23 protein-coding genes and 2 tRNA genes are annotated in these 23,403 nt (G+C 67.1%); 12 read left to right on the top strand and 13 right to left on the bottom strand.

Features of this window, described 5'->3' with window-relative positions; all coding sequences use genetic code 11:
* Positions 1-42: 42 nt before the first annotated feature.
* Both ABE434_RS03755 and crp read right to left on the bottom strand, forming a co-directional pair.
* A complete protein-coding gene (locus ABE434_RS03755; protein ID WP_176987965.1) occupies positions 43-804 on the bottom strand; it encodes a sulfite exporter TauE/SafE family protein in 762 nt (253 codons plus the stop codon).
* Positions 805-932: 128 nt separating this feature from the next.
* Positions 933-1,598 carry a cAMP-activated global transcriptional regulator CRP gene (gene crp, locus ABE434_RS03750; protein WP_088433580.1) on the bottom strand — a complete coding sequence of 222 codons (666 nt, stop codon included), beginning with the start codon at positions 1,596-1,598 and terminating at the stop codon, positions 933-935.
* Positions 1,599-1,768: 170 nt separating this feature from the next.
* On the opposite strand from crp, the gene speD reads away from it, so the two are divergent.
* Together speD and sugE are read left to right on the top strand one after the other, a co-directional pair.
* Positions 1,769-2,563, top strand: a complete 795-nt coding sequence (speD, locus tag ABE434_RS03745) for an adenosylmethionine decarboxylase (RefSeq protein WP_019185315.1) — start codon at positions 1,769-1,771, stop codon at positions 2,561-2,563.
* A gap of 171 nt (positions 2,564-2,734) precedes the next feature.
* Positions 2,735-3,052, top strand: a complete 318-nt coding sequence (gene sugE, locus ABE434_RS03740; protein WP_176987966.1) for a quaternary ammonium compound efflux SMR transporter SugE — start codon at positions 2,735-2,737, stop codon at positions 3,050-3,052.
* A 124-nt stretch (positions 3,053-3,176) separates the two neighbouring features.
* On the opposite strand, the gene coq7 is transcribed toward sugE, so the two are convergent.
* Positions 3,177-3,821, bottom strand: a complete 645-nt coding sequence (coq7, locus tag ABE434_RS03735) for a 2-polyprenyl-3-methyl-6-methoxy-1,4-benzoquinone monooxygenase (RefSeq protein WP_121040609.1) — start codon at positions 3,819-3,821, stop codon at positions 3,177-3,179.
* Between the two features lie 180 nt (positions 3,822-4,001).
* On the opposite strand from coq7, the gene rplM reads away from it, so the two are divergent.
* Entirely contained in the window at positions 4,002-4,430 is a 429-nt protein-coding gene (rplM, locus tag ABE434_RS03730) for a 50S ribosomal protein L13 (RefSeq protein ID WP_038685795.1), read from the top strand.
* Between the two features lie 2 nt (positions 4,431-4,432).
* Positions 4,433-4,825 carry a 30S ribosomal protein S9 gene (gene rpsI, locus ABE434_RS03725; protein ID WP_019185318.1) on the top strand — a complete coding sequence of 131 codons (393 nt, stop codon included), beginning with the start codon at positions 4,433-4,435 and terminating at the stop codon, positions 4,823-4,825.
* A 441-nt stretch (positions 4,826-5,266) separates the two neighbouring features.
* Here the strand turns inward: rpsI and ABE434_RS03720 are convergent.
* Both ABE434_RS03720 and ABE434_RS03715 read right to left on the bottom strand, forming a co-directional pair.
* Positions 5,267-5,341: transfer RNA gene (locus ABE434_RS03720), tRNA-Gln, on the bottom strand.
* A gap of 49 nt (positions 5,342-5,390) precedes the next feature.
* Positions 5,391-5,467: transfer RNA gene (locus ABE434_RS03715), tRNA-Met, on the bottom strand.
* A gap of 121 nt (positions 5,468-5,588) precedes the next feature.
* Between ABE434_RS03715 and ABE434_RS03710 the strand changes: the two genes are divergently transcribed.
* The 3 genes from ABE434_RS03710 to bfr all read left to right on the top strand — a co-directional run bounded on the left by ABE434_RS03710 (position 5,589) and on the right by bfr (position 7,132).
* Positions 5,589-6,221, top strand: a complete 633-nt coding sequence (locus ABE434_RS03710; protein WP_179459853.1) for an RNA pyrophosphohydrolase — start codon at positions 5,589-5,591, stop codon at positions 6,219-6,221.
* Between the two features lie 117 nt (positions 6,222-6,338).
* Complete coding sequence (locus tag ABE434_RS03705; RefSeq protein ID WP_346477870.1) at positions 6,339-6,545, top strand: (2Fe-2S)-binding protein; 207 nt, start codon at positions 6,339-6,341, stop codon at positions 6,543-6,545.
* Between the two features lie 116 nt (positions 6,546-6,661).
* Positions 6,662-7,132 carry a bacterioferritin gene (gene bfr / locus ABE434_RS03700; protein ID WP_176987968.1) on the top strand — a complete coding sequence of 157 codons (471 nt, stop codon included), beginning with the start codon at positions 6,662-6,664 and terminating at the stop codon, positions 7,130-7,132.
* 1 nt (position 7,133) lies between these two features.
* On the opposite strand, the gene ABE434_RS03695 is transcribed toward bfr, so the two are convergent.
* The 3 genes from ABE434_RS03695 to ABE434_RS03685 are packed head-to-tail and all read right to left on the bottom strand — an operon-like array spanning position 7,134 to position 12,010.
* Positions 7,134-9,464, bottom strand: coding sequence for an ATP-binding protein (locus ABE434_RS03695; RefSeq protein WP_346477869.1), 2,331 nt, complete (start codon positions 9,462-9,464; stop codon positions 7,134-7,136).
* A gap of 2 nt (positions 9,465-9,466) precedes the next feature.
* Positions 9,467-11,326, bottom strand: a complete 1,860-nt coding sequence (locus tag ABE434_RS03690) for an EAL domain-containing protein (protein WP_346477868.1) — start codon at positions 11,324-11,326, stop codon at positions 9,467-9,469.
* A gap of 57 nt (positions 11,327-11,383) precedes the next feature.
* Entirely contained in the window at positions 11,384-12,010 is a 627-nt protein-coding gene (locus ABE434_RS03685) for a DUF4126 domain-containing protein (protein WP_346477867.1), read from the bottom strand.
* A gap of 181 nt (positions 12,011-12,191) precedes the next feature.
* Between ABE434_RS03685 and ABE434_RS03680 the strand changes: the two genes are divergently transcribed.
* The 5 genes from ABE434_RS03680 (at position 12,192) to ampE (ending at position 15,822) form a co-directional block, all read left to right on the top strand.
* Positions 12,192-12,941, top strand: coding sequence for a DUF6776 family protein (locus ABE434_RS03680; RefSeq protein ID WP_346477866.1), 750 nt, complete (start codon positions 12,192-12,194; stop codon positions 12,939-12,941).
* 4 nt (positions 12,942-12,945) lie between these two features.
* Positions 12,946-13,407: a polymer-forming cytoskeletal protein gene (locus ABE434_RS03675; protein WP_346477865.1), complete on the top strand. Its 462-nt coding sequence runs from the start codon at positions 12,946-12,948 to the stop codon at positions 13,405-13,407.
* A gap of 37 nt (positions 13,408-13,444) precedes the next feature.
* Positions 13,445-13,834, top strand: a complete 390-nt coding sequence (gene erpA, locus ABE434_RS03670) for an iron-sulfur cluster insertion protein ErpA (protein WP_019185327.1) — start codon at positions 13,445-13,447, stop codon at positions 13,832-13,834.
* A 68-nt stretch (positions 13,835-13,902) separates the two neighbouring features.
* Positions 13,903-14,808 carry an NAD(+) diphosphatase gene (gene nudC / locus ABE434_RS03665; RefSeq protein ID WP_176987974.1) on the top strand — a complete coding sequence of 302 codons (906 nt, stop codon included), beginning with the start codon at positions 13,903-13,905 and terminating at the stop codon, positions 14,806-14,808.
* Between the two features lie 120 nt (positions 14,809-14,928).
* The gene (gene ampE, locus ABE434_RS03660) at positions 14,929-15,822 is read left to right on the top strand and encodes a regulatory signaling modulator protein AmpE (protein WP_346477864.1); all 894 of its coding nucleotides are present in this window, start codon (positions 14,929-14,931) and stop codon (positions 15,820-15,822) included.
* A 9-nt stretch (positions 15,823-15,831) separates the two neighbouring features.
* On the opposite strand, the gene ABE434_RS03655 is transcribed toward ampE, so the two are convergent.
* The 5 genes from ABE434_RS03655 to ABE434_RS03635 all read right to left on the bottom strand — a co-directional run bounded on the left by ABE434_RS03655 (position 15,832) and on the right by ABE434_RS03635 (position 23,215).
* Positions 15,832-16,251, bottom strand: a complete 420-nt coding sequence (locus ABE434_RS03655; protein WP_176987976.1) for a DUF2752 domain-containing protein — start codon at positions 16,249-16,251, stop codon at positions 15,832-15,834.
* Positions 16,251-16,610 (bottom strand): CD225/dispanin family protein, encoded by a 360-nt coding sequence (locus ABE434_RS03650; RefSeq protein ID WP_176987977.1) that lies wholly within the window; start codon positions 16,608-16,610, stop codon positions 16,251-16,253. The genes ABE434_RS03655 and ABE434_RS03650 overlap by 1 nt, the downstream gene beginning before the upstream one ends.
* Positions 16,611-16,725: 115 nt before the next feature.
* Positions 16,726-18,615 carry an MFS transporter gene (locus ABE434_RS03645; RefSeq protein ID WP_346477863.1) on the bottom strand — a complete coding sequence of 630 codons (1,890 nt, stop codon included), beginning with the start codon at positions 18,613-18,615 and terminating at the stop codon, positions 16,726-16,728.
* A gap of 171 nt (positions 18,616-18,786) precedes the next feature.
* The gene (yccS, locus tag ABE434_RS03640) at positions 18,787-20,964 is read right to left on the bottom strand and encodes a YccS family putative transporter (RefSeq protein WP_346477862.1); all 2,178 of its coding nucleotides are present in this window, start codon (positions 20,962-20,964) and stop codon (positions 18,787-18,789) included.
* Between the two features lie 181 nt (positions 20,965-21,145).
* Positions 21,146-23,215 carry a TonB-dependent receptor gene (locus ABE434_RS03635; protein ID WP_346477861.1) on the bottom strand — a complete coding sequence of 690 codons (2,070 nt, stop codon included), beginning with the start codon at positions 23,213-23,215 and terminating at the stop codon, positions 21,146-21,148.
* Positions 23,216-23,403: the final 188 nt, after the last annotated feature.

Here is a 23,403-nt window from a genome sequence, read left to right as displayed (position 1 = left end):
CTGAAAACACCCGGGAAGGCCTGAAAAGGTGTCGCGTCCGGCTCAGCCTGCGCGCCACTGCACGATGGCGTGGCCAATCTGGAACAGGCTGATGCCGAGCACCAGCACGCCGACGGCGACCAGCACCCAGCGTTCCTTGACCTTTTTGACCAGGATCGCGGCCACCGGCGCGGCCATCATGCCGCCGATCAGCAGGCCGGCCACGATGTTCAGGTACTGCACGCCCATGGTCAGCAGGAAAGTGATCGATACCGCCAGCGTCACCACGAACTCGGCCGCATTGACCGTGCCGATGGTGGTGCGTGCCTGGCCGCCGCGGGCGAGCAGGGTGGAGGTCGCCACCGGACCCCAGCCGCCGCCGCCGCTGGCATCCAGCAGGCCGGCCACGAATCCCAGCAGCGGGACGCGCTTCACTTCCTGGGCGGGCAGCATCCGTCCGGCCGCGCGCAGCAGGATGAAGATCGCCAGCACCAGGAGATACATATAGATGAAGGGGCGGATCACGTCACCGGGCAGCTGGGTCAGCACGTAGGCACCGACCACGCCGCCGACCGCGCCGGGCAGGGCCAGGCGCAGGAACAGCCGGCGGTCCACGTTGCCGGCGACCAGGTGCGAGACCCCGGAGGCCCCGGTGGTGAAGACTTCAGCGGTATGGATGCTGGCACTGATCGCCGCCGGCGGCAGGCCCATGCTGAGCAGGACCGAGGAGGACACCAGCCCGAAGGCCATGCCCAGCGCGCCGTCGACCAGCTGCGCGCCGAGGCCGATCAGGATGAACCAATAGAATTCGCTACCCAGTTCCATCGCAACAGCCTAGCGGCATTCAGGGGGTAATGCCGGCGGATGGCCGGCAACTTCGCCGTCCCGGTTGGTTTGGGCTTGATCCGGATCTGCGTGGTTGCCGGCCAGCGGCCGGCACTACCAAGGCCCGATCAGCGGGTGCCGTATAGAACGACGGTCTTGCCGCGGGCATGCAGCTGCCCGTCGGTCTGCAGCTTCTTCAGCACGCGACCGGCCATTTCACGCGAGCAGCCGACCAGCCGGGCCAGTTCCTGGCGCGAGACGCGCAGCTGGGTGCCCTGCGGGTGGCTCATCGCCTCCGGCTCGCGCGACAGGTCATGCAGGGTGCGCACGATGCGGTCGGTGACATCCAGGAAGGCCAGGCGGCTGGCTTTCCTGCTGGTGTCGAGCAGGCGCTTGGAAAGCTGCTGGCCGATCGAATAGAGCAGGCGCGGGGCATCGGCCGAAAGCGGCCCCAGGAACAGCTGGTGCAGGCGCTCGTAGCTGATCTCGGCCAGCTCGCAGGGGGTACGGGTGCGCAGGATCACCTCGCGGCGGTCCGATTCGACGAACAGGCCCATTTCACCGACGAACTCGCCCGATCCGAAGTAGCCCAGCACCAGCTCACGATCGTCATCTTCCTCAGCCATTATTGAGACTGAGCCACTGATCACGTAGTAGAGGGTGCCGGCGGGATCCCCTGGACGGAACACGTCCGTGCGGGCGGGGTAACGGCGGCGGTGGCTGTGGGCCAGGAAGCGATCGATTGTTGCGATATCCAGGGCCAATGGACTTGTGGCAAGGCGCACAGTTGACACGTTGAGGCGCTCCGATTGCTCATGAAGAATTCACGGCTATGTGCCGGGAGCTTAACGATCCGAATTGTTAAGGGCAAACCGAGCACAGGTATTCGTTTCAATGCAAGTTTCGCCACCGATCACTTTGCCCCATACTTGCTTCTTTCCCACCACACACAGGATCGACCGCCGTGGTCAAGCCGTTGCCTCGCCTGAGGTTGCAAGGTTTCAACAACCTCACCAAGGCGCTGAGCTTCAACATCTATGACGTCTGTTACGCCCGCACCGAAGAGGAGCGCCAGCGTTACATCGAATATATTGATGAAGAGTACAACGCCGATAGGCTGACTCAGATCCTGACCGACGTTGCCGAGATCATCGGCGCGAACATCCTGAACGTGGCCCGCCAGGACTACGACCCCCAGGGTGCCTCGGTGACGATCCTGATCTCGGAAGAGCCGGTGATCGACAAGAAGCAGGCCGGCAAGGAGTTGATCTCCGACGCCGTGGTCGCGCACATGGACAAGAGTCACATCACGGTCCATACGTACCCGGAAACCCATCCGCAGGAGGGCATCGCCACGTTCCGCGCGGACATCGATGTGGCCACCTGTGGCGTGATTTCCCCGCTGAAAGCGCTGAACTACCTGATCGAGAGTCTGGAATCGGACATCGTGATCATGGATTACCGCGTGCGTGGCTTCACCCGTGACGTGAAGGGCAAGAAGCACTACATCGACCACAAGATCAACTCGATCCAGAACTTCCTGGCCAAGAACATCAAGTCGCGTTACGAGATGTTCGACGTCAATGTCTACCAGGAAAACATCTTCCACACGAAGATGCACCTGAAGGACTTCGACCTGGATCAGTACCTGTTCGAAGAGAAGGCCAAGAACCTGTCGTTCAAGGAACGCATGAAGATCGAGGCGCTGCTGCGCCGTGAGATCGAAGAGCTGTTCCATGGGCGCAATCTGGCCGAGTAAGGCACGTTGCGATGTCGTCCCGGGCGCTGCCCGGGCGGCCTCGTCCAGGCGGGACGGCCCGCCCTGTGGAACCGGTGTTTGCGCAAAACCCGGTTTCACGGCAGCTACCGACGACGGTCCGGTGTGAAGACACCGGGCCGTTTTGCTTTTGTTAACCCAAGGAATCCCCCCATGCCCTGGATCTATCTTCTGCTCGCCGGCCTGTTCGAGATCGGCTTCGCCATCGGAATGAAGTACTCCGAAGGCTTCAGCAAGCCGCTTCCCACCCTGGCCACCGTCGCCGCCGCCCTGGTCAGCCTGTACCTGATGAGCCAGGCGATGAAATCCATCCCGGTCGGCACCGCCTATGCGATCTGGACCGGCATCGGCGCGCTCGGCGTGGCGATGCTCGGCATCGCCCTGTTCGGCGACAGTGCCTCGCCGTCGCGGCTGGCCTGCATCGGCCTGATCGTGGCCGGCGTGATCGGCCTGAAGCTGGTCTCTGCCTGATCGTCGCCCGACCAACGGTCGGGCGCTACCGGTGGCAAGCCGGCCCGCAACCCATGCCGCGCGCGCCGTTCCGGTAGGTATCGACCGTTGGTCGATACGCCGTTACAAGTTGGTCGATACGCCGTTACAACCGGTACGCGATGGTCTTCATGACCTTGGAGGCCAGCGCCATCACCGACGGGATCGGTGCAGGCAGCTTCCGCGCGCCGGCATGCTCGGCGTGGTCCGCGTGGCGGGCCTCGTCGATCTTCATCACCTTGATCACCTCGCGGCTGCGCAGGTCGGCCGGGGGCAGGGTGTCCAGGTGTTCATCCAGATGCGCTTCGACCTGGCGTTCGGTCTCGACCACGAAGCCCAGGTTCCAGCCGTCGCCACGCAGGCCGGCCAGGGTGCCGATGGTGTAGCTGCCGGCATACCAGATCGGATTGAACAGGCTGGGGCGGCTGTCCAGTTCGCGCAGGCGCTGGGCGCACCAGGCCAGGTGGTCGGTCTCTTCCTGGGCGGCATCGAGCAGGTGGGCGCGGGTTTCCGGCTCCCTGGCGACCGCAGCCTGGCCGAAGTACAGGCCCTGGGCGCAGACCTCGCCGACATGGTTGATACGCATCAGCCCGGCCGCGTGGCGGCGCTCGGGATCGGCCATCTGCACGTCCGGGGTGGCCTCGGCGGGGTAGGGGCGGCTGGCCGGCGGGTTGCCGAACACGGTATCCAGGGCCCGCTGGGCTTCGGTCAGCAGGTGGTCGAGCGGCGTGATCTGGCGGAGCGCGGTCATGGCAGGCGGTGTCGCGGCGGGGGACTGTCGATTCTCGCCCCCGCGGACCGGCGTGCCAAGCCGGGATCCGGTCAACTTGCATGTGGTGGGCATGGCCAGTACAATCCCGCCTCTTCACAACGCGTGGCAGAGTTCCGGCCGTACTGCGCCGTAATGAGCCCGACCTACTAGAGTTCTTTCATGAGCACTTTCACTGCAAAGTCCGAGACCGTCCAGCGCGACTGGTATCTCGTCGACGCATCCGGCAAGACGCTGGGCCGTCTGTCCACCGAGCTGGCCCGCCGTCTGCGCGGCAAGCACAAGCCGGTTTACACCCCTCACGTTGATACCGGTGATTACCTGGTTGTCATCAATGCAGAAAAGATTGTCGTCACCGGCAACAAGCTGCAGGACAAGCTGTATCACCGTTTCACTGGCTACATCGGCAACCTGAAGACCGAAACTCTGGCCCAGGCGCTTGAGCGCCATCCGGAGCGTGTCATCGAGACCGCCGTCAAGGGCATGCTGCCGAAGGGCCCGCTCGGCCGCGCCATGTACCGCAAGCTCAAGGTGTACTCGGGTTCCGAGCACCCGCACGCCGCTCAGCAGCCTCAGGTTCTGGATATCTAATCATGGCTATCACGCAAAACTACGGCACCGGCCGCCGCAAGTCCTCCACCGCCCGCGTGTTCCTGCGCAAGGGCGCCGGCAACATCACCGTCAATGGCCGTCCGCTGGACGAGTTCTTTGGCCGTGAGACTGCGCGCATGATCGTGCGTCAGCCGCTGGAACTGACCAAGAACACCGAAACCTTCGACATCATGGTCACCGCCGCTGGCGGTGGTACCACGGGTCAGGCCGGTGCGATCCGTCTGGGCATCGCCCGCGCGCTGATCGAATACGACGAAACCCTGAAGTCCGAGCTGCGCAAGGCTGGCTTCATGACCCGTGACGCCCGTGAAGTCGAGCGTAAGAAGGTCGGCCTGCACAAGGCACGTCGCGCCACCCAGTTCTCCAAGCGCTGATCCATCGCGCCTGGCGTGGGATCCTTCGGGATCCCGCTGGGAGGTACGCAAAAGCCCGGCTTCGGCCGGGCTTTTGTCGTTTCCGGGGGGTGGGTTTCGTCCCCGCAGATCGCTTGGTTGTCAGGTGGATGCAGCGAGGGATGGCGATGCTTCCGGCGGCACTGCTGCGCTCGCCGCTGTTTCATAGGGGCGGTAGTGCCGACCGCTGTTCGGCTACTCTCGCGGCCGGGCATGGGCGGGGTGTCGGCTGGCCGTCCTCTCTCTGGTGAAACAGCCCCCTTGGAGTACACGGGGGCGCGCCGTCCGGCGCGGGGATGTGGCAGGGGCGGGTGGGCGCCCACACCTTGCTGCGCAAGGGGTGGGGTCCGGGCGCGATGCGCCCGGACAAACGCCCAAACAAACAGAAAAGGCCGATCTTTCGATCGGCCTTTTCTGTTTGTTTGGCTGCCCCGGATGGATTCGAACCACCGAATGCCTGAGTCAGAGTCAGGTGCCTTACCGCTTGGCGACGGGGCAAAATGTGCGTGCAATTATTGCACTTTCTCCCTGAAAAACCAAGCGGACTTGGTGGCTATGGGTGGACTCGAACCACCGACCCCAGCATTATGAGTGCTGTGCTCTAACCGGCTGAGCTACATAGCCTCAGGGAGCCGGTAATTCTGGAGATGTCTTCGGAATCTGTCAACACTTTTTCACCGCGCTTGTGAGTGGGCAGCGGGCGTGGCACAGTCCCGATCAGTAGATTTTTCTAGGAGTCCGCATCGTGATCGATCCGGACGGCTATCGACCGAACGTCGGTATTGTGCTGATGCGGCAGGATGGGCAGGTTTTCTGGGCACGACGTGTGCGCCGGGATGGCTGGCAGTTCCCGCAGGGCGGCATGAACACCGACGAGACGCCTGTCGAAGCCATGTATCGTGAGTTGCAGGAAGAAACCGGGTTGTTGCCGGAGCACGTTGAAGTGCTCGGGGCGACGCCGGGTTGGCTTCGCTATCGGCTGCCGGCACGGGCCATCCGCCGCAATGAACGGCAGGTCTGTATCGGCCAGAAGCAGGTGTGGTTCCTGCTCCGGCTGGCCGGGGACGAATCCCACGTCACCCTGGACCATACCGACAGCCCCGAGTTCGACCAGTGGCGCTGGGTCGATTTCTGGTACCCGGTGGAACATGTGGTGATGTTCAAGCGGGGCGTCTACGCGCGCGCCCTGCGCCATCTGGCGCCGCTGGCGCGGGGGGTGGCCGGGACGGGGGTGGAATCGATGCCCAAGTCCGCGCAGGAGGCCTGGATGCCGGGCAACGCCGCCGGTCACGACCGGCCCCGCAAGCGCACCACGCCCAAGCGGGGTGGCGGGTACTGGCCGCGCAGCAAGGCCAAGGGCGAGCCGGGCGCGGTCTGAGCGATCTCCGGCGGCTCTGAACCGTATCGAGAATGATTCAGGTTCGAAATTGACAACCATTCGCGTTTCCATTGGAATAGCAGCAGGCCAATCCGGGCCTGCCTGCCGAGTCCGCACGTGTACGTCTGCATCTGCAACGGGGTGACCGACCACCAGATCCGCGAAGCCGCGCATAGCGGTGTCGTGAGCGTGTCCGAGCTGACGATGCGCACCGGTTGCGGCGCCACCTGCGGGTCCTGCCTGGACATGGCGGCGGACCTGCTGGCCAAATTCAGCGCCACCCACGATCTGCCGCTGCCCGTCCTGGGCCTGCAAGCCGCCTGAGATCGCTTCGCGCTCCGTGCTCGGCTGCGGGGCGCAACTGAGCACGATTCGCGTTCCTTCATGCCTGCGCGCGACGCGCTACAGTGCCCGCGATTCCACGCAGCAGGAGCACGCTCATGAAGGGCGACGCCAAAGTCATCGAATTCCTCAACAAGGTCCTCTACAACGAGCTGACCGCGATCAACCAGTACTTCCTGCACGCCAAGATGCTGAAGAACTGGGGCCTGAAGGAACTCGCCGATCACGAGTACAAGGAATCGATCGAAGAGATGAAGCATGCGGACATCCTGTCCGATCGCATCCTCTTCCTCGAAGGCCTGCCGAACTTCCAGGCACTGGGCAAGCTGCGCATCGGCGAGAACCCGGCCGAAATCCTGCAGTGCGACCTCAGCCTGGAACGCGATGGCGTGGTCACGCTGCGCGAGGCCGTGGCCTATGCCGATTCGATCGGGGATTACGTCAGCCGCCAGCTGTTCGTGAAAATCCTCGAGTCCGAGGAAGAGCACATCGACTGGCTGGAAACCCAGCTGGACCTGATCGAGCGCATCGGCGAACCGAACTACTTGCTGACCAAGATCGACGACTGAGTCAGCCCTGCAGCGGCGCGCGCAGGTGGGCGTGATAGCCGGCCAGCGCGATCCGCGCACGCGCGAATTCGGCGATCAACAGCGCAACCGCCACGGCGGGGCGCTCCAGCGTGCCGGCACGTGCATCGTGCTCGATCCGCCAGGCCGCGGCCGACAAGGCCATCGCACCCACATTCGCACTGGCCGACTTCAGGCTGTGCGCCAACGCACGCAGCTGGTCCAGGTCCGCGGCGACCGAGGCGTCCTGCAGCTGCCGGATCAAGGGCGGGGTGTCATCGAGGAACACACCGATGATGCGCACGGTATCCGGGCCGATCACCTCCAGCAGTTCATCGAGCACGTCCTGGTCGAGCACCGGGGCGGGTGACGCGTCGCGCGCGGGAGGCGGTGCGGATGCGTCCGCGCCCTGCGGCGCCGGAGCCGGGGACACGCGGGCCGTGTCGTCAGCCATCGCGTCGTCGGCCATCGCACGGCCCCAGCGCGCCAGCAAGGCCTGCAGCGTTTCGCGGTTGATCGGTTTGGAGAGGTAGTCGTCCATGCCGGCCTGCAGGCAGCGCTCGCGGTCGCCGGCCATGGCATTGGCGGTCATCGCGACGATCGGCAGCCGCGCCATGCCCTGTGCGGCCTCATGCGCGCGCCAGCGGCGGGTGGCCGCATAGCCATCCAGCACCGGCATCTGGCAATCCATCAGCACCACATCGAACGGCCGGGCGTGCAGCGCCTCCAGCGCCTGCTCGCCCTGCGTGGCGGTCTCCACCTCGCAGCCGAGCACCTGCAGCAGGCGCTGTGCGACCAGCAGGTTGACGCTGTTGTCTTCGACCAGCAGCAACCGCAACGGGAACTGGGGCAGCGCGGTGGGCGAGCCTGCGTACTCCACCTCAGCCAGCAATGCGGCTGGGCGCGCACTGGCCACCACCGGGCGCAGCAGCGCGTGCAGCTCGCTCTCGGCCGCCAGCCGCGACAGCGCCGGTCCGGGACCAAGCGCTTCGGGTGCGGGCGCCTCATCGCCATACAGCCACAGCAGCTTCGCCTCCGGATGCCGGCCAGGCTCGGCCACCGCTTTGTGCAGCGCGCTGATGCCATGCCGCAGGCCGTCCGTATCCGCGATCACCCAGGCCAGGGCCGGATCGATGCCGCGCCGCTGCGGTGCGCGCAGCGCGTCGAGCGCCTCGGCGCTGGTCTCCACCGTGTGCAGGCGCAGGTCATGGTGCTGGGTCACCCGCTCGATGCGCTGGGCCAGCAGCGGGTCGCGCGTGATCAGCAGGGCGCGGCGCGTACTCAGCGCAGCCGGCAGGTCGCCGATCACTTTGAACAAGGGAATCTCAAACCAGAACGTGGCCCCGTGCCCCGGGGTGGAGTGCACACCGATGCGGCCCTGCATCAGGTCGATGATGCGCTTGCAGATCGCCAGTCCCAGCCCGGTACCGCCATACAGGCGCGTGGTTGAGGCGTCGGCCTGGCTGAAGGACTGGAACAGGCGCGCCTGCAGCGCGTCGTCGATGCCGATGCCGCTGTCGGCGATCTCGAACCGCAGCTGGTGCTGTGCGTTCGTCTCGCCCTGGCGCTGCACGCGCAGCCGGATCTGGCCACGCTCGGTGAACTTGATCGCGTTGACCAGCAGGTTGCTCAGCACCTGGCGCAGCCGCACCGGGTCGCCCCGGACCGACAGACGGACGGCCGGTTCCAGCTCGAGCGAGAGCTGCAGGCCCTTGGGATCGGCGGCGCGCTGCATCAACTGCACGAGGCCTTCGAGCAGCTCGCGCAGGTTGAAGGTGGTGATCTCCAGGTTCAGGCCCTTGGCCTCGAGCCGGGAGTAATCGAGGATGTCATCGACGATGCGCAGCAGCTGCTGCGAGCTCGTCGCGGCGGTCTGCAGCATCTGCCGCTGGTCGTTGCCGAGCTGGCCGCGCGCGATCAGGTCGAGCATCGGCAGGATGCCATTGAGTGGCGTGCGGATCTCGTGGCTCATCGTCGCCAGGAACTCCCCTTTGGCCAGCGCGGCGGCTTCGGCGGCCTGCTTGGCGGTGAGCAGTTCCTGTTCGAGCTGGTTCTGCTGCTGTCGGCGCTGCTGCAGCTGATCGCGCTCGAGCACCAACGCCTCATTGCGCCGCTGCAGCAGCTCCAGCTGGTCCTGCGCTTCACGCCAGCGGCGTACCGCCTGGATGCCGGCGATCAGTGCCAGCACGCCGCTGCCGGCGGCAATGTCGATCCACGGCCCATTGGCACCGATGCGCGCCATCACCGCGGCAGTGGCACACACGGCGGCCGCCGCGGCGCTGATCCAGAGCGAGGCCGGCGTGGGCGAGTGGGGTGGCCGTCCGTGGCGTCCCATGCTCAGAGCACCGAATTCTGGAAGTCGAAGTTCAGTTCGCTCCCGGCGGACTGGACCATGTTGCCCTGGATGAAATCGACCCCGCCGATCCACATCGCCGCCGCGGCCTGCGGATCCTCGATCTGCTGGCCGATGATGCGCAGCCCGGCGCGGTGCGCGCGGTCGATCGCCGCGCGCAGTTCGTCGCGGGTCTGCTGGTTGGTGTGGCTGTTGGAGAAGCGCGCGGCCATGCGGACATACGCCAGCGGCAGGTGCGCCATCAGTGCGTTGGCTTCATCGCCCGGCTCGAACTGGCTCAGGCAGAAGCGCACGCCGGCCGCATGCATGCGTGTGCAGAACTGCTGGAGGGTGACGGTGTGGATCAGCGCATCGGGCAGGCGCACATCGATGACCAGCGCGCTGCCATCGATCTGCCGGCTCGCCAGCGATTCCAGCAGCCAGTCGCCGAAGGCATCGCGGGCCAGCGTGCGCAGCGACTGCGAGACGAACAGGTGCAGCGGCTGCGCGGCGTGGCGGTAGAGATCGAGCAGGCCCAGCGCGTGGTCGAGCACCTGCTGGTCCAGATCGGCGATGCGCCCGGCCGCTTCGGCCGCGGGGATCACCTGGCCGGCGGCCAGCACGCTGCCATCGGCCTGGCGCAGGCGGAGCAGCACCTGGTACTGCGCGGTGTTGCCGCCGGCGACGGCGACGATCGGCTGGTAGGCCAGTTCCAGTTGGCCTTCGAGCAGGGCCAGGTGCTCCTGCGCAGCCACGTCTTCGCGGCGCACATAGGCGGCCACGCCGGCGGTGAGCAGGCGCGCCTGCAGCGTGGTGCGCTCGACCGCTTCCAGTGCGCTGCCCGCATCGGGGAAGCCCGGCGAGAGCTGGGCATGGCCGACCACGCCGCGCAGGTGCACCGATTCGTCATCGCGGATCACGAAGGCGCGCGAGGAGAGCTGTTGGCGCAGCGCATGCGCCATCGCATCCAGCGTGTCCTCGTCGACATCGCGGGCCAGCACCAGGAAGCTGTTGTCGTTCAGGCGCGCCAGCAGATGCGGCCGCGCGGCGTCGGCCAGGCGCTGGCCGGCCTGGGCCATCAGCCGTTCGAACGCGGCATAGCCATAGCGCTCGCGCAGGCCGAGCGCGCTGGCGATCTCGATGAAAAACAGGCCGCCGCGATCGCGATGGTTGAGCGACGCGCCGAGCTGCTGCATCACGTGGTGGCGGGTCGGCAGCCCCGTCTCCGGGTTGTTGATGGCCGGCGCGCCCTCATTGCCCGCCTGCGAGGCTGCCTGTGCGCGTGCGCGGCGGATCCGGTTGGAGACCGCCGCGATCAGATGGCGCGGGCGGATCGGCTTGCTGAGGAAATCATCGGCGCCGCTGTCGAGCACTTCGAACTGGCGCTCCGGATCCGGGTCGCCACTGAGGAACACGATCGGCAGCAGCTGCTGGCCGGGTTGCTGGCGGATCAGCGCGGTCAGGCGCATGCCATCCAGCCCGGGCAGATGCAGGTCCATGAGGATCAGGTCGGGCCGATGCTCGGCGATCGCCTGCTGCACGCCCTCGGCATCGCTGTGCACCAGTGCCTCCATGCCGGCACCGTGCAGCACGCTCTGCGCGAACAGGGCCTGCGAACGGTCGTCTTCGACGATCAGCACGCGGTACGGAGAGTCGATGCCCGGCGGCGGCAGGGTGCCGGTCTCGGCGTGCATCGGCGGCAGCAGGGGCGGTGGGCTGGCCGGCGCCGGCGTGAGCGCGACGACATTGCTGGGCGCCGCGGGAGCGGGCGAGGGCTGGCTCTGCCAGCGCTGCCAGTGGTCGGCCGGCGGCGTTTCAGCGCGCGCGGCGCGGGTGGATGCAACAACGTTGTCGTGAACGGCCATCAGTACTCCCAGTCTGCGCCGCAATTATGCGATGAACGCCCATGGGCAGGGCGCGCATTACCGTGGCAGGGTTCCCGGTTTGACCTGCGTCTGGCCGCTGTCGGCCTGACGCATCAGCCAGCGCATGCCTTTCCAGAGCGTCCGCCAGATCATCCACACGATCAGCGCGCCGATCAGGCTGCACGCCACCACCAGGATCAGCGCCAGCCACGGGTGCGCCAGCGCGAGTGCCAGCCCGCCGACCACCACGGTGTCCTCCGCCGCAGAGGCCATCCAGTTGCTGGCCGGTTCGGGCGAGGTGTTGAGCAGGGCACGGGTGCCGGATTTGAGTCCGTGGCTGGCCAGCGCGACGCCGGCCCCGGCGACCAGCGCGGTACCGCTGAGCTCGCCAGTGGGCGAGAGCGTCGCGGCCGCCAGGAAGGCACCGGCCGGTACCCGGGCCAGGGTCTGGACCAGGTCCCAGACCGAATCGACCCCGGGAATCTTGTCGGCGAAGAATTCGGCGATGGCCAGCGCGGCCGAGGTGCCCAGCACCCACCACGATTCCGTGGCCTGCAGCGCAGGGGGCAGGTCGACCCAGCCGAGCAGCCCGGCCAGGCCGACGCCGAACACGGTGAGGTAGACGCGGATGCCGGCCAGCCAGGCCAGCAGGATGCCGATCACGAACAGGTGGGCTTCGGTCATGGCACGCGCTCCGGCTGCAGAATGTGCACAGGCGCACACTATCGGGGATGACGTCCATGAACGCCACTGCCCCGATCCCGGGCCTGCGCGGACAAGGCCTTTTCCCTGACTTACACTAGCCCGTCGTTCCAGACAGGGGCCGTTGCGACAGCGCCCGCAGGCGCGGTCGCCCAGGACTGCCATGAATAAACCCGCACCTTCCCGCATCCAGATCCGCCGGCCGGGCATGCCGCCCGTGCAGGACCGCAAGCGCCTGCTGGTGCTGGGCGGGGCGTGGCTGCTGTCGCTGATCCTTGCCGTGCTGCTCGGCGCCTGGCTGGGCTCGCCCGGCGGCGACGTCGGCACCCAGCTCAAGGCGGCGGAGACCCGCAACGAGCGCCTCCAGCAGCAGCTCATCGAACTGCAGCAGCGCCAGGCGACCCTGCAGGCTTCCGACCGGATCAGCCGCGCCGCCAACAACGAGGTCCAGACGTCGCTGGGCGAGCGCGACGAAGAGATCGCCGGCCTGCGCGCCGACGTGGCCTTCTACGAGCGGCTGGTCGGTGCGACCAGCCAGCGCAAGGGCCTGAACACCCATTCGGTGGAGTTCTCGCCGGAAACGGGCGGCACCTGGCAGTACGCCGTGGTGCTGACCCAGAACCTGAACCGCGGGGCGATCAGCCAAGGGCAGATGCGCTTCACGGTGGAAGGGGTCAAGGACGGCAAGCTGACTTCGGTCAGCTGGGACGAGCTGCACCAGCGCACCAAGGTGCCGGGCCAGGAGTATTCCTTCCGGTACTTCCAGCAGCTCACCGGCAGTGTGATGCTGCCACAAGGCTTCACCCCGCAACGTGTGCGGGTCACGCTGGGATCGGGCGCGGGGGGCGCCACCCAGGTATTCGATTGGAAGCAGGCCGGAGCACCGGCGGCATCGGCAAAAGAAGGGGAGTAAGCCCATGTTTGGCAGCAACAAGTCCAACCGCGACGGACATCTGGTCGTGGACGCGCTGATCGGCGCGCAGGTGGTGATCCGCGGGGACGTGGAATTCAGCGGTGGCCTGTACGTGGAAGGCACCATCCTGGGCAAGGTGATCGCCCAGGACGGCGCCAGCAACGCCACCCTGACGGTGGCCGAGCACGGCGCCATCGAGGGTGAGATCCGCGCCCAGGTCGTGGTCATCAGCGGCCGCCTGGACGGGGACGTGCATGCTACCGAGCGGGTCGAGCTGACCCCGAGCGCCCGGGTCACGGGCAACATCCACTACCAGATGGTGGAAATGCACGCCGGCGCCCAGCTGACCGGCCGCCTGATCCACAGCTCGGCGCAGATGGCCCTGCCGCCGCCGTCCGGGGAGGCGGAGGAGGGCAAGGGCAAGGACACCGCCGCCCGCAAGAAGCTGGCCGAGGCGATGGCCTGAACTTGAAAGCGTGCTCATGCGGCCCCATGCTGGGGGCATGAGCACGCTTGTTTCCCTGCCCGGCGCACCCGCCGCCGCGCCGAACTACCAGTCCCTGGACCGTCCGCTGAACTTCACCGAGGCCGCCGCGGCCAAGGTCAAGGAGCTGATCCAGGATGAGGGCAACGCTGCCCTCGCCCTGCGCGTCTACATCGAAGGCGGTGGCTGTTCCGGCTTCCAGTACGGCTTCGAGTTCGATGAGAACCGGGCCGAGGACGATCTGGCGGTGGATACCGCCGGCGTTACCCTGCTGGTGGATCCGCTGAGCCTGCAGTACCTGATGGGCGCCGAAGTGGATTACACCGAAAGCCTGACCGGCGCGCAGTTCGTGATCCGCAATCCGAACGCGAAGACCACCTGCGGCTGCGGCAGCAGTTTCAGCATGTGATGCGCGCGCAACCGGCCGAACGCCGGTTGCCGCTTGCCAGTCCCGCCGAATGTGGGCAGGCTCTTGCGATGTCAAATTTCTCTTCGCAGCTTTCCGGTTTCGCCTTCGTCAGCGAGCCGCTGGAGCGCGCCGATACCCTGCGCGATGACGCCGATGCGTTGTCGCGGCTGTGGCCGGACGCGCGCGTACTGATACTCGACCAGGATGGCACGGCCCTGGCCGGCGATGACGGTCAGCCGCTGCCACTGACCGGCGCCGATCTGGGCGGTGGCCCGGGCACCGCGATCTTCCTCGGCCTGCGCGGTGAGCAGGCCTGGTTCTCGATGGAGGCTGCCGGGCTGTCGGTGACGGCGCCGCAGCGGGTCGACCTGCGCCAGTCCGCCGCCACCTGGTCCATCGCCGATTCCACCGCCTTCTGTTACGCCCGCGGCATGTCCTACTGGCAGTCGCGCACGCGCTTCTGCGGGGTATGCGGCGGCGCGGTGACCTTCAGCCGCAGCGGCTTCGTCGGCCGCTGCAGCCAGTGCGCCACCGAGCACTACCCGCGCGTGGATCCGGCGGTGATCGTCGCCGTGGAGAACCAGGGCAGGCTGCTGCTCGGCCGCCAGGCCAACTGGGCCCCGCGCCGCTATTCGGTGCTGGCCGGTTTCGTGGAACCCGGCGAATCGCTTGAGCAGACGGTGGTCCGTGAGGTCTTCGAAGAGAGCCGGGTGCGCGTGCGCGAGTGCCGCTACCTGGGCACCCAGCCGTGGCCGTTCCCCGGCGCACTGATGCTGGGCTTCGCCGCCACGGCCGAAGACGACGTACCGACCGTGAACGGGGAGCTGGAAGATGCGCGCTGGTTCACCGCCGAGGAAGTGGGCGCGGCGCTGGCCCGGGATGTCGAAGACGACGGCGAGGGCATCCGCCTGTCCCCGCCGATCTCGATCTCGCGCAGCCTGATCGAGCACTGGTACCAGCAGCAGGTCGCCTGACTGTCGCGTGCCGTTGCCGCAGGCTGAACACGCGGCGCGGTACATTACCAACGGCCCGGGGAATTGCCGGGCCGCAAGGCATAGTAGCGGCGCGTTCCACGTCCCGAGCCGGAGGCTTACATGTTCACCACCCTGGTCGCCGTGCTGGTTGCCTTGGCCCTGGGCCATGTCGCGCCGGGCGCGGCCGTCGCGCTGCGGCGTTTCGGCCTCTATCGGCGCTGGCTGCAGTGGCTGGATCGGCATGCCGCCGAGGACGGGACCTGGCGCGGCCGCAAGGGCGCCTGGCTGGCCGTGCTGCCGTTCGTGGCCGTGCTCGGCCTGCTCCAGTGGCTGTTCGATGACCGCATCTACGGCCTGCCCTCGCTGCTGCTGGGCGTGCTGGTGCTGGTGATGTGCTGGGGCCCGCGCGATCTGGACCGCGATGTCGAGGCGGTGATCGATGCCGATGACGCCCACGCGCGCCACCTCGCGATCACGCAGTTGCAGGCGGCCGGTGGCAGCCTGCACGAAGACGTTCCCTCGCTGGTCGAGGCCACCGTGCTCAATGCGCTGCGGCGCTGGTTCGCGGTGCTGTTCTGGTTCCTGCTGCTGGGCCCGGTCGGCGCGCTGCTGTATCGCCTGCTGGCCCTGCTCGCGGTGGGTCCGATGCGGTCGCTGGCCAGCGTGGAGGCGGTCGCCGGTGCGCGCGTGGTGCTGTCCTGGCTGGAGTGGCCGGTGGCCCAGCTGATGTCGCTGTCGATGGCGCTGGTCGGCAATTTCGATACGGCCTTCAAGGCCTGGCGCGGGGCGCATGGCAACCAGTGGTCGGCCTCCACCCATTTCCTCGGCGCGGTCGCGCGGGCAAGCGTGAGTGCCGAACTGCGCGAGGATGCGCACGATTACAGCGATGCGGGCATGGTGCCGGTGTGGCGTCGCCTGCCGGAACTGCGCGATGCGATGAGCCTGGTATGGCGCATGCTGCTGCTGTGGATGGCGGTGCTGGCGCTGCTGGTGATCGCCGGTTGGGTCACCTAGCCGTACCGGTCAGCCCGGCGCCAACCAGGTAAAGGGAACCCACGGCAGGTTGCGTGCGATCCAGTACGCGGGCAGCAGGATCAGCCAGAAGGCGGGCTTCATCAGCAGCGTGATCAACGGCTGCAGCGCGCGTGGCCGCCAGCCCAGCGCCCAACCGATCACCAGCGGGGCGATGGCCAGCATCAGCATGGCCAGGGGATTCATCGAGAACGCGGTGACCACATCGCCATGGGCCAGCGCGTGCAGGGCACGCGTCAGCCCGCAGCCGATGCAGTAATAGCCGGTGACCGCCAGAAAGCTGCACGGCGGGAACGGGCTGCTGGCGCTGTTGGGGTCGTAGTGCCGCAGCACCCAGAACCCCGCACCGGCCGCCACTGCGGCCGGTGGCAGCAACGCCAGCAACCAGCGCTTGCCGTGCAGCGCAGGCATCAGCTGTTGCTTTCGATCTGCTGCTGGAACTGCTGCATCTGCTCCATGTAACCGTCCACGCCCATGAAGGCGAGCGAGATCACGAACAGCACGACGCCGGCGATCAGGAAGCCGGTGGTGACCCACGCCCAGATCTTGGCGTTCTTGGAGGCACGACGCGCGCCTTCCAGGTCACCCTGGTTGAGCAGGCCGTTGACCTTGCTGGCGAACACGATAGCGACCACGCCGGTGACGATGCCCGGGAAGCTCAGGCACGACAGGCAGCACACGAAGAACGCCAGGATGGTGACGACGATCGACCAGATCAGGTGATTCGGAACGCTGCCCGGGGCGGGCGGCAGGGGGGCGGTGGCATTCATCAGCGAAGCTCCATTTGCTTGGGTGGGTGTATCAGCGCGGGCGAGGTGCCCCGGGCGGTAATCTAACCGATGTACCTGCGTCCATGTATACGGTTACATGCAGGCAGGGCGGGGCTCACGCCTGATCGCCTCGAAGCTGCCTCACCTGTGTTTCCAGCATCGGGGCGGTCGCGGCATCGCCAGGGATCGGCGCAGACGCAACCACCTCGACATGCGCATGGAAGCGGCGGGGCACGCGCATGCGGCCCAACCGCGTGTCGCGCCGGCTCCACATGCTCGACCACATCCCGCGCAGCGCCATCGGCACCACGGGGACCGGGCGGCGCTCTAGGATCTTTTCCACGCCCGACTTGAACGCGCCCATCTGACCATCGCGGGTCAATGCGCCCTCGGGGAAGATGCAGACCAGCTCACCCTCGGCCAGCGCCTTGTCCACTTCGTCGAACGCGGCCTGCATCAGCGCCGGATCCTCGCGCGCGCCGGCGATCGGGATCGCCTTGGCGGTGCGGAAGATCCAGCGCATCACCGGGATGTTGAAGATCTTGTAGTACATGACGAAGCGCACCGGCCGCGGGATCGTGGCCGACAGGATCAGCGCGTCCATGTAGCTGACGTGGTTGCACACGATCAGCGCCGCGCCCTCGTCCGGCACGTGGGCCTCGATCCCGTGCGGGCGCAGCCGGTACAGCGCACGCACCATCACCCAGCTGAGGAAGCGCATCAGGAATTCGGGCACGATCGTGAAGATGTAGATCGCCACCACCGCGTTGGCGATCGCCAGCGCCAGGAACAATTGGGGAATGGACCAGTCCAGCACGCGCTGGGTCAGCAGGCCAAGACCCGCCGCCAACACGATGAAGCCGGAGTTCTGGATGTTGAGCGCGGCGAACACGCGCGACATCTCCGACTTGGCGGTGCGGCTCTGGATCAGGGCGAACAGCGGCACCACGAAGAAGCCGGTGAACAGGCCGATGCCGATCAGGTCGATGATGATGCGCGCGCTGCCCGGGGCCTGCACGAACTGCCAGATCGACAGCCCGGCGGCGGCCGATTCGCCGACGCGCGCGAAGTACAGGTCGAGCATGAAGGCGGTCATGCCGAAGGCGCCCAACGGCACCAGGCCGATCTCCACGGTCCGCCCGGACAGCTTCTCGCACAGCAGCGAGCCGGTGCCGGTGCCCAGCGAGAACAGCGCCAGCGCGAAGATGTACAGCGTCGAGCCGCCGCCCAGGTTCACCTCGGCATAGGTGGGCAGCTGCGAGGTCAGCATGGTGCCGACGAACCAGAACCAGGACACGCCCAGGATCGCGTTGCGCACGGCCTTCTGCTTCTTGGCCATGCGCAGTACCGCCAGCGACTCGGGCAGGGGGTTCCAGTTGATCTTCAGGTCCGGCGCGCCGGCATCGACCTTGGGAATCATCCGCGCGGTGAGGTTGCCCGCGATGGCGAGCACGATCACTGCCGTGGCCGCCACGATCGGACCGTGGCTTCCGGCCAGGGTGAAGATCAGGCCGCCGGCGATCATGCCGGTCAGGATCGACAGCGAGGTGCCCATCTCGACCAGGCCGTTGCCGCCGGTCAGTTCCTCGGGCTTGAGGATCGACGGCAGCACCGAGTATTTCACCGGCCCGAACAGGGTGGACTGCATGCCGGTGCAGAACAGCGCGACCAGCAGCACCGGCATGCTCTCGGTCAGGAAGCCGAGCGCGGCCAGCGACATGATCGCGATCTCCATGGTGGTGGTGATCACGATCAGCCGCGATTTCTCCAGCTTCTCCGCGATCTGGCCGGCCAGCGCCGAGAACAGGAAGTACGGCAGGATGAAGATCGCCGGGGCCAGGTTGGTATACAGCGAGCGCTCCTCGATCGGCGTGCCGAGGAAGAACAGCAGCGCGATGATGGCCTGGCGGTAGACGTTGTCGTTGAACGCGCCCAGCGACTGGACGATGAAAAACGGCAGGAAACGGCGTTGCCTGAGCAGAGCGAACTGACTATGGCCGGACATGGAGACTCCTTGCGAACCGGCGCAGCCTAGCATTCTCCCTGTTGGCGCAGCATGGCAGCGCCGCGGAATGGTGCAGGCAGCGCCCGGGCTCGGGTGGCTCACGACCGTTGGTCGTGAGACGTTCCATGGGTCGTGAGACGTTCAACTTCCGTATCGACCAACGGTCGATACCTACCGCAGCGTACGCGCGGCCTCGTTGGCGGCACCGCGCAGCTTGGGCAGCAGGCGCAGCATCAGCCCCATCTGGGTGCGGATCAGCTGCAGCTTGGGCGGCATGTCGTCCGGGATCTGCTCCAGCTGCTCGGCCAGGGCGCGGTCGCCGTCGTTGGCATCCTCGGCCACCGGCTCGCGCTGCTGCAGCGCGCTGGCGATCTGCTGCATCGCCTGTTCGACGCGTTCCCCACCGGACAGCGCAAGCGGATCCTGGCCGTAGCTGTCCAGCTGGGTGCGGTGGGCGCCCAGCGCGGAGAGATGGCCGAGCAGGGTGTTGGACAGCGCCAGGAAGCGGAACCCGGCATCCAGGTTGCGGCGCACGTGGCCGGGCTCGCGCAGCATGTTCGACAGTGCCGTGGACAGCGCCGCATCGGCGTTGTGCATGTCGCGCCGCGCGATCCGGTAGGCCAGATCGTCCTGCATGCCGCTGCCGTACTGGCCGAGCACCGCGTGCAGGTACTTCGCGCAGTTGTCGAGCACGCGGGCCATCACCAGGTTCAGGCGGCGACCCTGCCAGTCGGGCAGGATCAGGAACGCGGCGGCGGCCGCGATCGCGCAGCCCAGCAGCGTATCCACCAGCCGCGGCCAGATCAGCAGGAAGCCATCGCCGATCAGGTTGAAGCAGGTCAGCGCCATCACCGTGATCGCCGCCGAAGCCACCAGGTAGCGATCGCTGCGGGTGAAGAAGAACAGCAGCGCCGAAAGCAGCGCGATCAGCAGTTCGATACGCAGGTCCTGGAACAGCTGCATCAGCGCCCAGGTCAGCACCAGGCCGATCAGCGTGCCGGCGATCCGCTGCGCGAGCCGTTGGCGGGTCGCGCCGAAATGCGGACGACACACGAATACGATGGTCAGCAGGACCCACGAGCCGTTCTGGGCATTGAACAGGCGGATCGCGGCGAAACCGACGATCAGCGCCAGCGCCATGCGCAGGCCGTGCCGGAACAGCACGGAGCCGGGGGTGAGCTGCTGGCGGATGCGCACGCCCATTTCGCGCAGCGTGTGCGGGTTGGTATCGCGCAGGCGGGTATCGACGTTGTCCAGGGTGGACTCGGACTTCTCGGCCTCGGACAGGCGGCGTTCGATGCTCTGCAGGTTGTGGCCGAGCAGTTCCAGCGAGGCCAGCAGGCGCTGCCACTGCGGGTTGTGCTGGGCGCGCAGCCAGGTCAGTGAATCGGTGAGATCGGCGGTGGCCTGTTTGGTGCGCTCGCCGTACTGGAACGGCTGGCGCAGGCGGATCGCCTGGCCGAGGTTGGCGCAGGCCTCGCCCTGCAGCGCGAGCAGGCGCTGGCAGCGGTACAGCACGTCGCTGTGGAAGAACGCCTCGGTGAGCGCGCCATACGGATAGTGCGAGGAACTGGCGCGTTCGTGGAAGTCCTGCGCCATGTAGTACAGCCGCAGGTACAGGCCGGACTGCACGCCGGGCCGGCCGGAGCGGCCGAAGCGGGCCAGGATCGCGGTCTTGGCGATGTTCAGCGCCTCGACCACGCGCCGGTTCTGTTCGGCCAGGGCCAGCTGGCGCTTCTGCACATCGGCATCGCGGACCGGTTCGAACAGATCGGCCTTGAGCTGCAGGTAACGGCCCAGTTCCAGGTACAGCCGCGCCACGCGCTCGCGCACCGGCCGATTGGCGAACAGGGCCGTCCACAGGATCGAGAGCAGCGCGTACCAGACCGCGCCGGCCAGCAGGTGGCTGACCGCATTGATTGACTGTGAAAGATCGGCCGCGCCGTGCTGCTCCAGCCCGATCATGGTGTAGATGGCCAGCGTCACCGTGGCCTGCGCGATGGAGGCATAGCGCTCGCCCAGCGCGCCGAGCAGTGTCAGCCCGAAGGTGGCTGCCGCCAACGCGGTGATGAACCACCACGGATGCGGGAACAGCAGCACCACCGCGGCCGCCGCGGCCACGAAGCACAGCAGCGACAGCGCCACCGATTTGATCCGCCCCCACCAGTTGTCGTCGGTCTCGGCGATCGCACTGGCGATGATGCCCAGGAACACGCCGGGCAGGGCGGGCAGCTGGTCCAGGTACCAGCACAGCCCCATCGCCGCGGACAGCGCGATGAACACCCGCAGGCCATAGCTGGCCTTCTCATGCGCCCACAGGCGGCTGACGCGGGTTTCGAACGAAGGCATGGCGACTCGGCGGAAGAGAGGCCGCCATTATTGCCGGTGCGGGGTGAAGGGGACACCTTCACCGCCGAGGGTAGTGCCGGCCGCTGGCCGGCTGTCCTGCATGGTTGGCAGCCCGGCATGGTTGGGAGCCCGGCATGGTCGGGAGCCGGCCAGCGGCCGGCACTACCTGTGGGTTTTCCGGTTACATGTCGAAGCGCACGCTTACCGCGAAGGTCCTTGGCAGGCCCACGCCTGCATTGGACCAGTACTTTCGGTTGGCGAGGTTTTCCACGCCGGCGCGCCAGGTGACGGGGTGGCCCGCGGCCTGCATGCGGTAGCCCACGCCGGCGTTGACCAGCGTGTAGTCGGGCAGCTTGAGGGTGTTGTCGGCGTCGTAGTAGACGTCGCCGTAGTAGCGGGCCAGTGCATACACGCTCAGCCCCTCGACCTGCGGGACGCTGTAATCGGCATGCAGCACGCCCTGCCAGCGGGCGGCGCCGGCGGTACGGTTGCCTTCCTGGGCCGCGCTGCCCGGGGAGAGCTTGTCGTAGGTCGGGTCCAGCCAGGTGACGCCGCCGCCGAGGGTGAACGCATCGGTCAGGCGCACGTCGGCGCTGGCTTCCACGCCTTCGTACAGGGTGATGCCGTCCTGCACCAGCCGCTTGCCGGCGGAGGTGATCAGATCGATGTTCGCGCCACGCTCCAATCGGAAGGCGGCCGCATTCGCGCTCCAGCGCGGGTACTCGATCTTGGCGCCGATCTCATACTGCTTGCTGATGGTCGGGTCGAGCACGTCACCGGCGTTGATGTAGTCGCTGCCCACGCGGCTGCCGGCTTCCAGCGATTCGACGTAGCTGGCATACAGCGTCACCGCATCGGCCGGCTTGTACATCAGGGCGTAGGTCGGGGTGACCGGATAGGTGTGGTACGCGCCCTTGTTCTCGAAGTCGTTGTAGCGCGCACCGGCCAGCAGCGACCAGCCATCGGCGAAGCTGACGGTGTCGCTGACGAACACCGCCTGCTGCACGGTCTCGCTGCCGCGCGTCAGCACGCGGGAGCCCACCGCGTCGTGGCGCAGGGTCGGGCGCTGGTAGATGTTGCCGCGGCCGAGGGTGTTCCATTCGTACGGGCGGTCCCAACCCAGCCCGGTCTGGTGGGAGACGCCGGCAACGACCTGGTGCGACAGCGGGCCGGTCTGGAAGCGGCCCTGCACGAGGGCCTGGGCCAGTTTCCACTCGCTCTTGCCGCCGAGCTCGTAAGTGTTGACGTCGTAATCGCCGTTGACGTCATCGACGTAGGCGAAGATCTTGTTGACGTCGTTCCAGGAGGTGGTCACGCCATAGCTCAGGCTGGCTTTCCAGTCGCTGTTGATCTGCCAGTCCAGGGCGGTGGAGAGCAGGCTGGAGCGGGTGTCGTAGTAGCTGCCGTCGATGCTGTTGTCGATGTCGCCCGCAAGCGGACGCGGCAGGCCGGTCAGCCCGATGAAGTAGTACTGCGGGGATTCGTTGCCGAGATCGCGCGACTGGAACACGCCATCGAAGGTCCAGGTGAGGCGGTCGCTCAGGCGCGCGTCCAGCGACAGCGCACCAACCTTGCGGTCCACGTCGCCACCGTTGAAGGTCTCGCCCTTCTCCTGGTAGGCATTGAAGCGGTAGCCGAACATGTCCTCGTTGCCGAAGCGCCCGCCCACATCGACCTGGCCGCTGACGATGCCGGCCTCGCGCCAGCCCAGCTGCGCCGACAGCGTGGTGACCTCGGTGGGCTTTTTGGTGACGTAGTTGACGATGCCGCCGGGCTGGCCGAAGCCGTACATGAAACCGCCGGGACCCTTCAGCAGTTCCACCTGCTCCATGACTTCCAGTGGCCACTCGGTGCCCCACGAGGACACCTGCAGGCCGTTGACGCGGTAGCTGTCGTAGCTCAGGTCGATGCCGCGGTTGCGGATCGGCGAGCTCCAGCCGCTGGCATAGGCGCTGACCTGGGTGACCACCGAGGGGTCGGTCAGGAAGGCCTCGCCGAGCGAGACCACCTGACGCTTCTCGATGTCTTCCCGGCCCACCACCGAGATCGCGAACGGGGTGTCGCGCACGGCGCGGTCACCCAGGGCGCCGGTGTCGGTGTGGGTGCGTTCGGCGGTGACCTTGATGGCATCCAGGTCGGTGGCGGAGCGCGCCCGGGCGCCGCCGTCGGGCGCGGACTGGGCATGGGCGGCGCAGGCGAGCGACAGCGCAACGGCCAACGTGGCCAGGCGGGGCAGGGAGGACGACAGCATCGATGGGTTCCTTGGCGGACAGCACAACGCCGTCCGCGATCTACAGAGGGCGGGGGAGGGTCGATGGCTGGATCGCGCAGGCTGGCCGGGAACCGGCAGCGGGGGCATCGCAGAGGGCGATGCAGGACCGTGGCTGGATGAGAATTGTTGTCGTTTTGTTACGTGGCGTCAAACCGAGGGGTAACGAC

It is taken from the genome of Stenotrophomonas sp. TWI1183 (assembly GCF_039673115.1).
GTDB lineage: Bacteria > Pseudomonadota > Gammaproteobacteria > Xanthomonadales > Xanthomonadaceae > Stenotrophomonas > Stenotrophomonas maltophilia_AA.
Note: the sequence above shows the minus strand (reverse complement) of the source record. Positions and strands in the feature narration are given on the sequence as shown.

Excerpts from the sequence above, each read along its gene's own strand:
- rpsI (WP_019185318.1), top strand. The coding sequence starts at position 4,433 with ATGGCTATCACGCAAAACTACGGCACCGGCCGCCGCAAGTCCTCCACC.
- ABE434_RS03645 (WP_346477863.1), bottom strand. The coding sequence starts at position 18,615 with ATGTCCGGCCATAGTCAGTTCGCTCTGCTCAGGCAACGCCGTTTCCTG.
- ABE434_RS03655 (WP_176987976.1), bottom strand. The coding sequence starts at position 16,251 with ATGCCTGCGCTGCACGGCAAGCGCTGGTTGCTGGCGTTGCTGCCACCG.
- ABE434_RS03685 (WP_346477867.1), bottom strand. The coding sequence starts at position 12,010 with ATGACCGAAGCCCACCTGTTCGTGATCGGCATCCTGCTGGCCTGGCTG.
- ABE434_RS03635 (WP_346477861.1), bottom strand. The coding sequence starts at position 23,215 with ATGCTGTCGTCCTCCCTGCCCCGCCTGGCCACGTTGGCCGTTGCGCTG.
- rplM (WP_038685795.1), top strand. The coding sequence starts at position 4,002 with ATGAGCACTTTCACTGCAAAGTCCGAGACCGTCCAGCGCGACTGGTAT.
- nudC (WP_176987974.1), top strand. The coding sequence starts at position 13,903 with ATGTCAAATTTCTCTTCGCAGCTTTCCGGTTTCGCCTTCGTCAGCGAG.
- ampE (WP_346477864.1), top strand. The coding sequence starts at position 14,929 with ATGTTCACCACCCTGGTCGCCGTGCTGGTTGCCTTGGCCCTGGGCCAT.
- ABE434_RS03680 (WP_346477866.1), top strand. The coding sequence starts at position 12,192 with ATGAATAAACCCGCACCTTCCCGCATCCAGATCCGCCGGCCGGGCATG.
- yccS (WP_346477862.1), bottom strand. The coding sequence starts at position 20,964 with ATGCCTTCGTTCGAAACCCGCGTCAGCCGCCTGTGGGCGCATGAGAAG.
- ABE434_RS03690 (WP_346477868.1), bottom strand. The coding sequence starts at position 11,326 with ATGGCCGTTCACGACAACGTTGTTGCATCCACCCGCGCCGCGCGCGCT.
- ABE434_RS03695 (WP_346477869.1), bottom strand. The coding sequence starts at position 9,464 with ATGGGACGCCACGGACGGCCACCCCACTCGCCCACGCCGGCCTCGCTC.
- ABE434_RS03755 (WP_176987965.1), bottom strand. The coding sequence starts at position 804 with ATGGAACTGGGTAGCGAATTCTATTGGTTCATCCTGATCGGCCTCGGC.
- ABE434_RS03650 (WP_176987977.1), bottom strand. The coding sequence starts at position 16,610 with ATGAATGCCACCGCCCCCCTGCCGCCCGCCCCGGGCAGCGTTCCGAAT.
- sugE (WP_176987966.1), top strand. The coding sequence starts at position 2,735 with ATGCCCTGGATCTATCTTCTGCTCGCCGGCCTGTTCGAGATCGGCTTC.
- erpA (WP_019185327.1), top strand. The coding sequence starts at position 13,445 with ATGAGCACGCTTGTTTCCCTGCCCGGCGCACCCGCCGCCGCGCCGAAC.
- bfr (WP_176987968.1), top strand. The coding sequence starts at position 6,662 with ATGAAGGGCGACGCCAAAGTCATCGAATTCCTCAACAAGGTCCTCTAC.
- coq7 (WP_121040609.1), bottom strand. The coding sequence starts at position 3,821 with ATGACCGCGCTCCGCCAGATCACGCCGCTCGACCACCTGCTGACCGAA.
- ABE434_RS03675 (WP_346477865.1), top strand. The coding sequence starts at position 12,946 with ATGTTTGGCAGCAACAAGTCCAACCGCGACGGACATCTGGTCGTGGAC.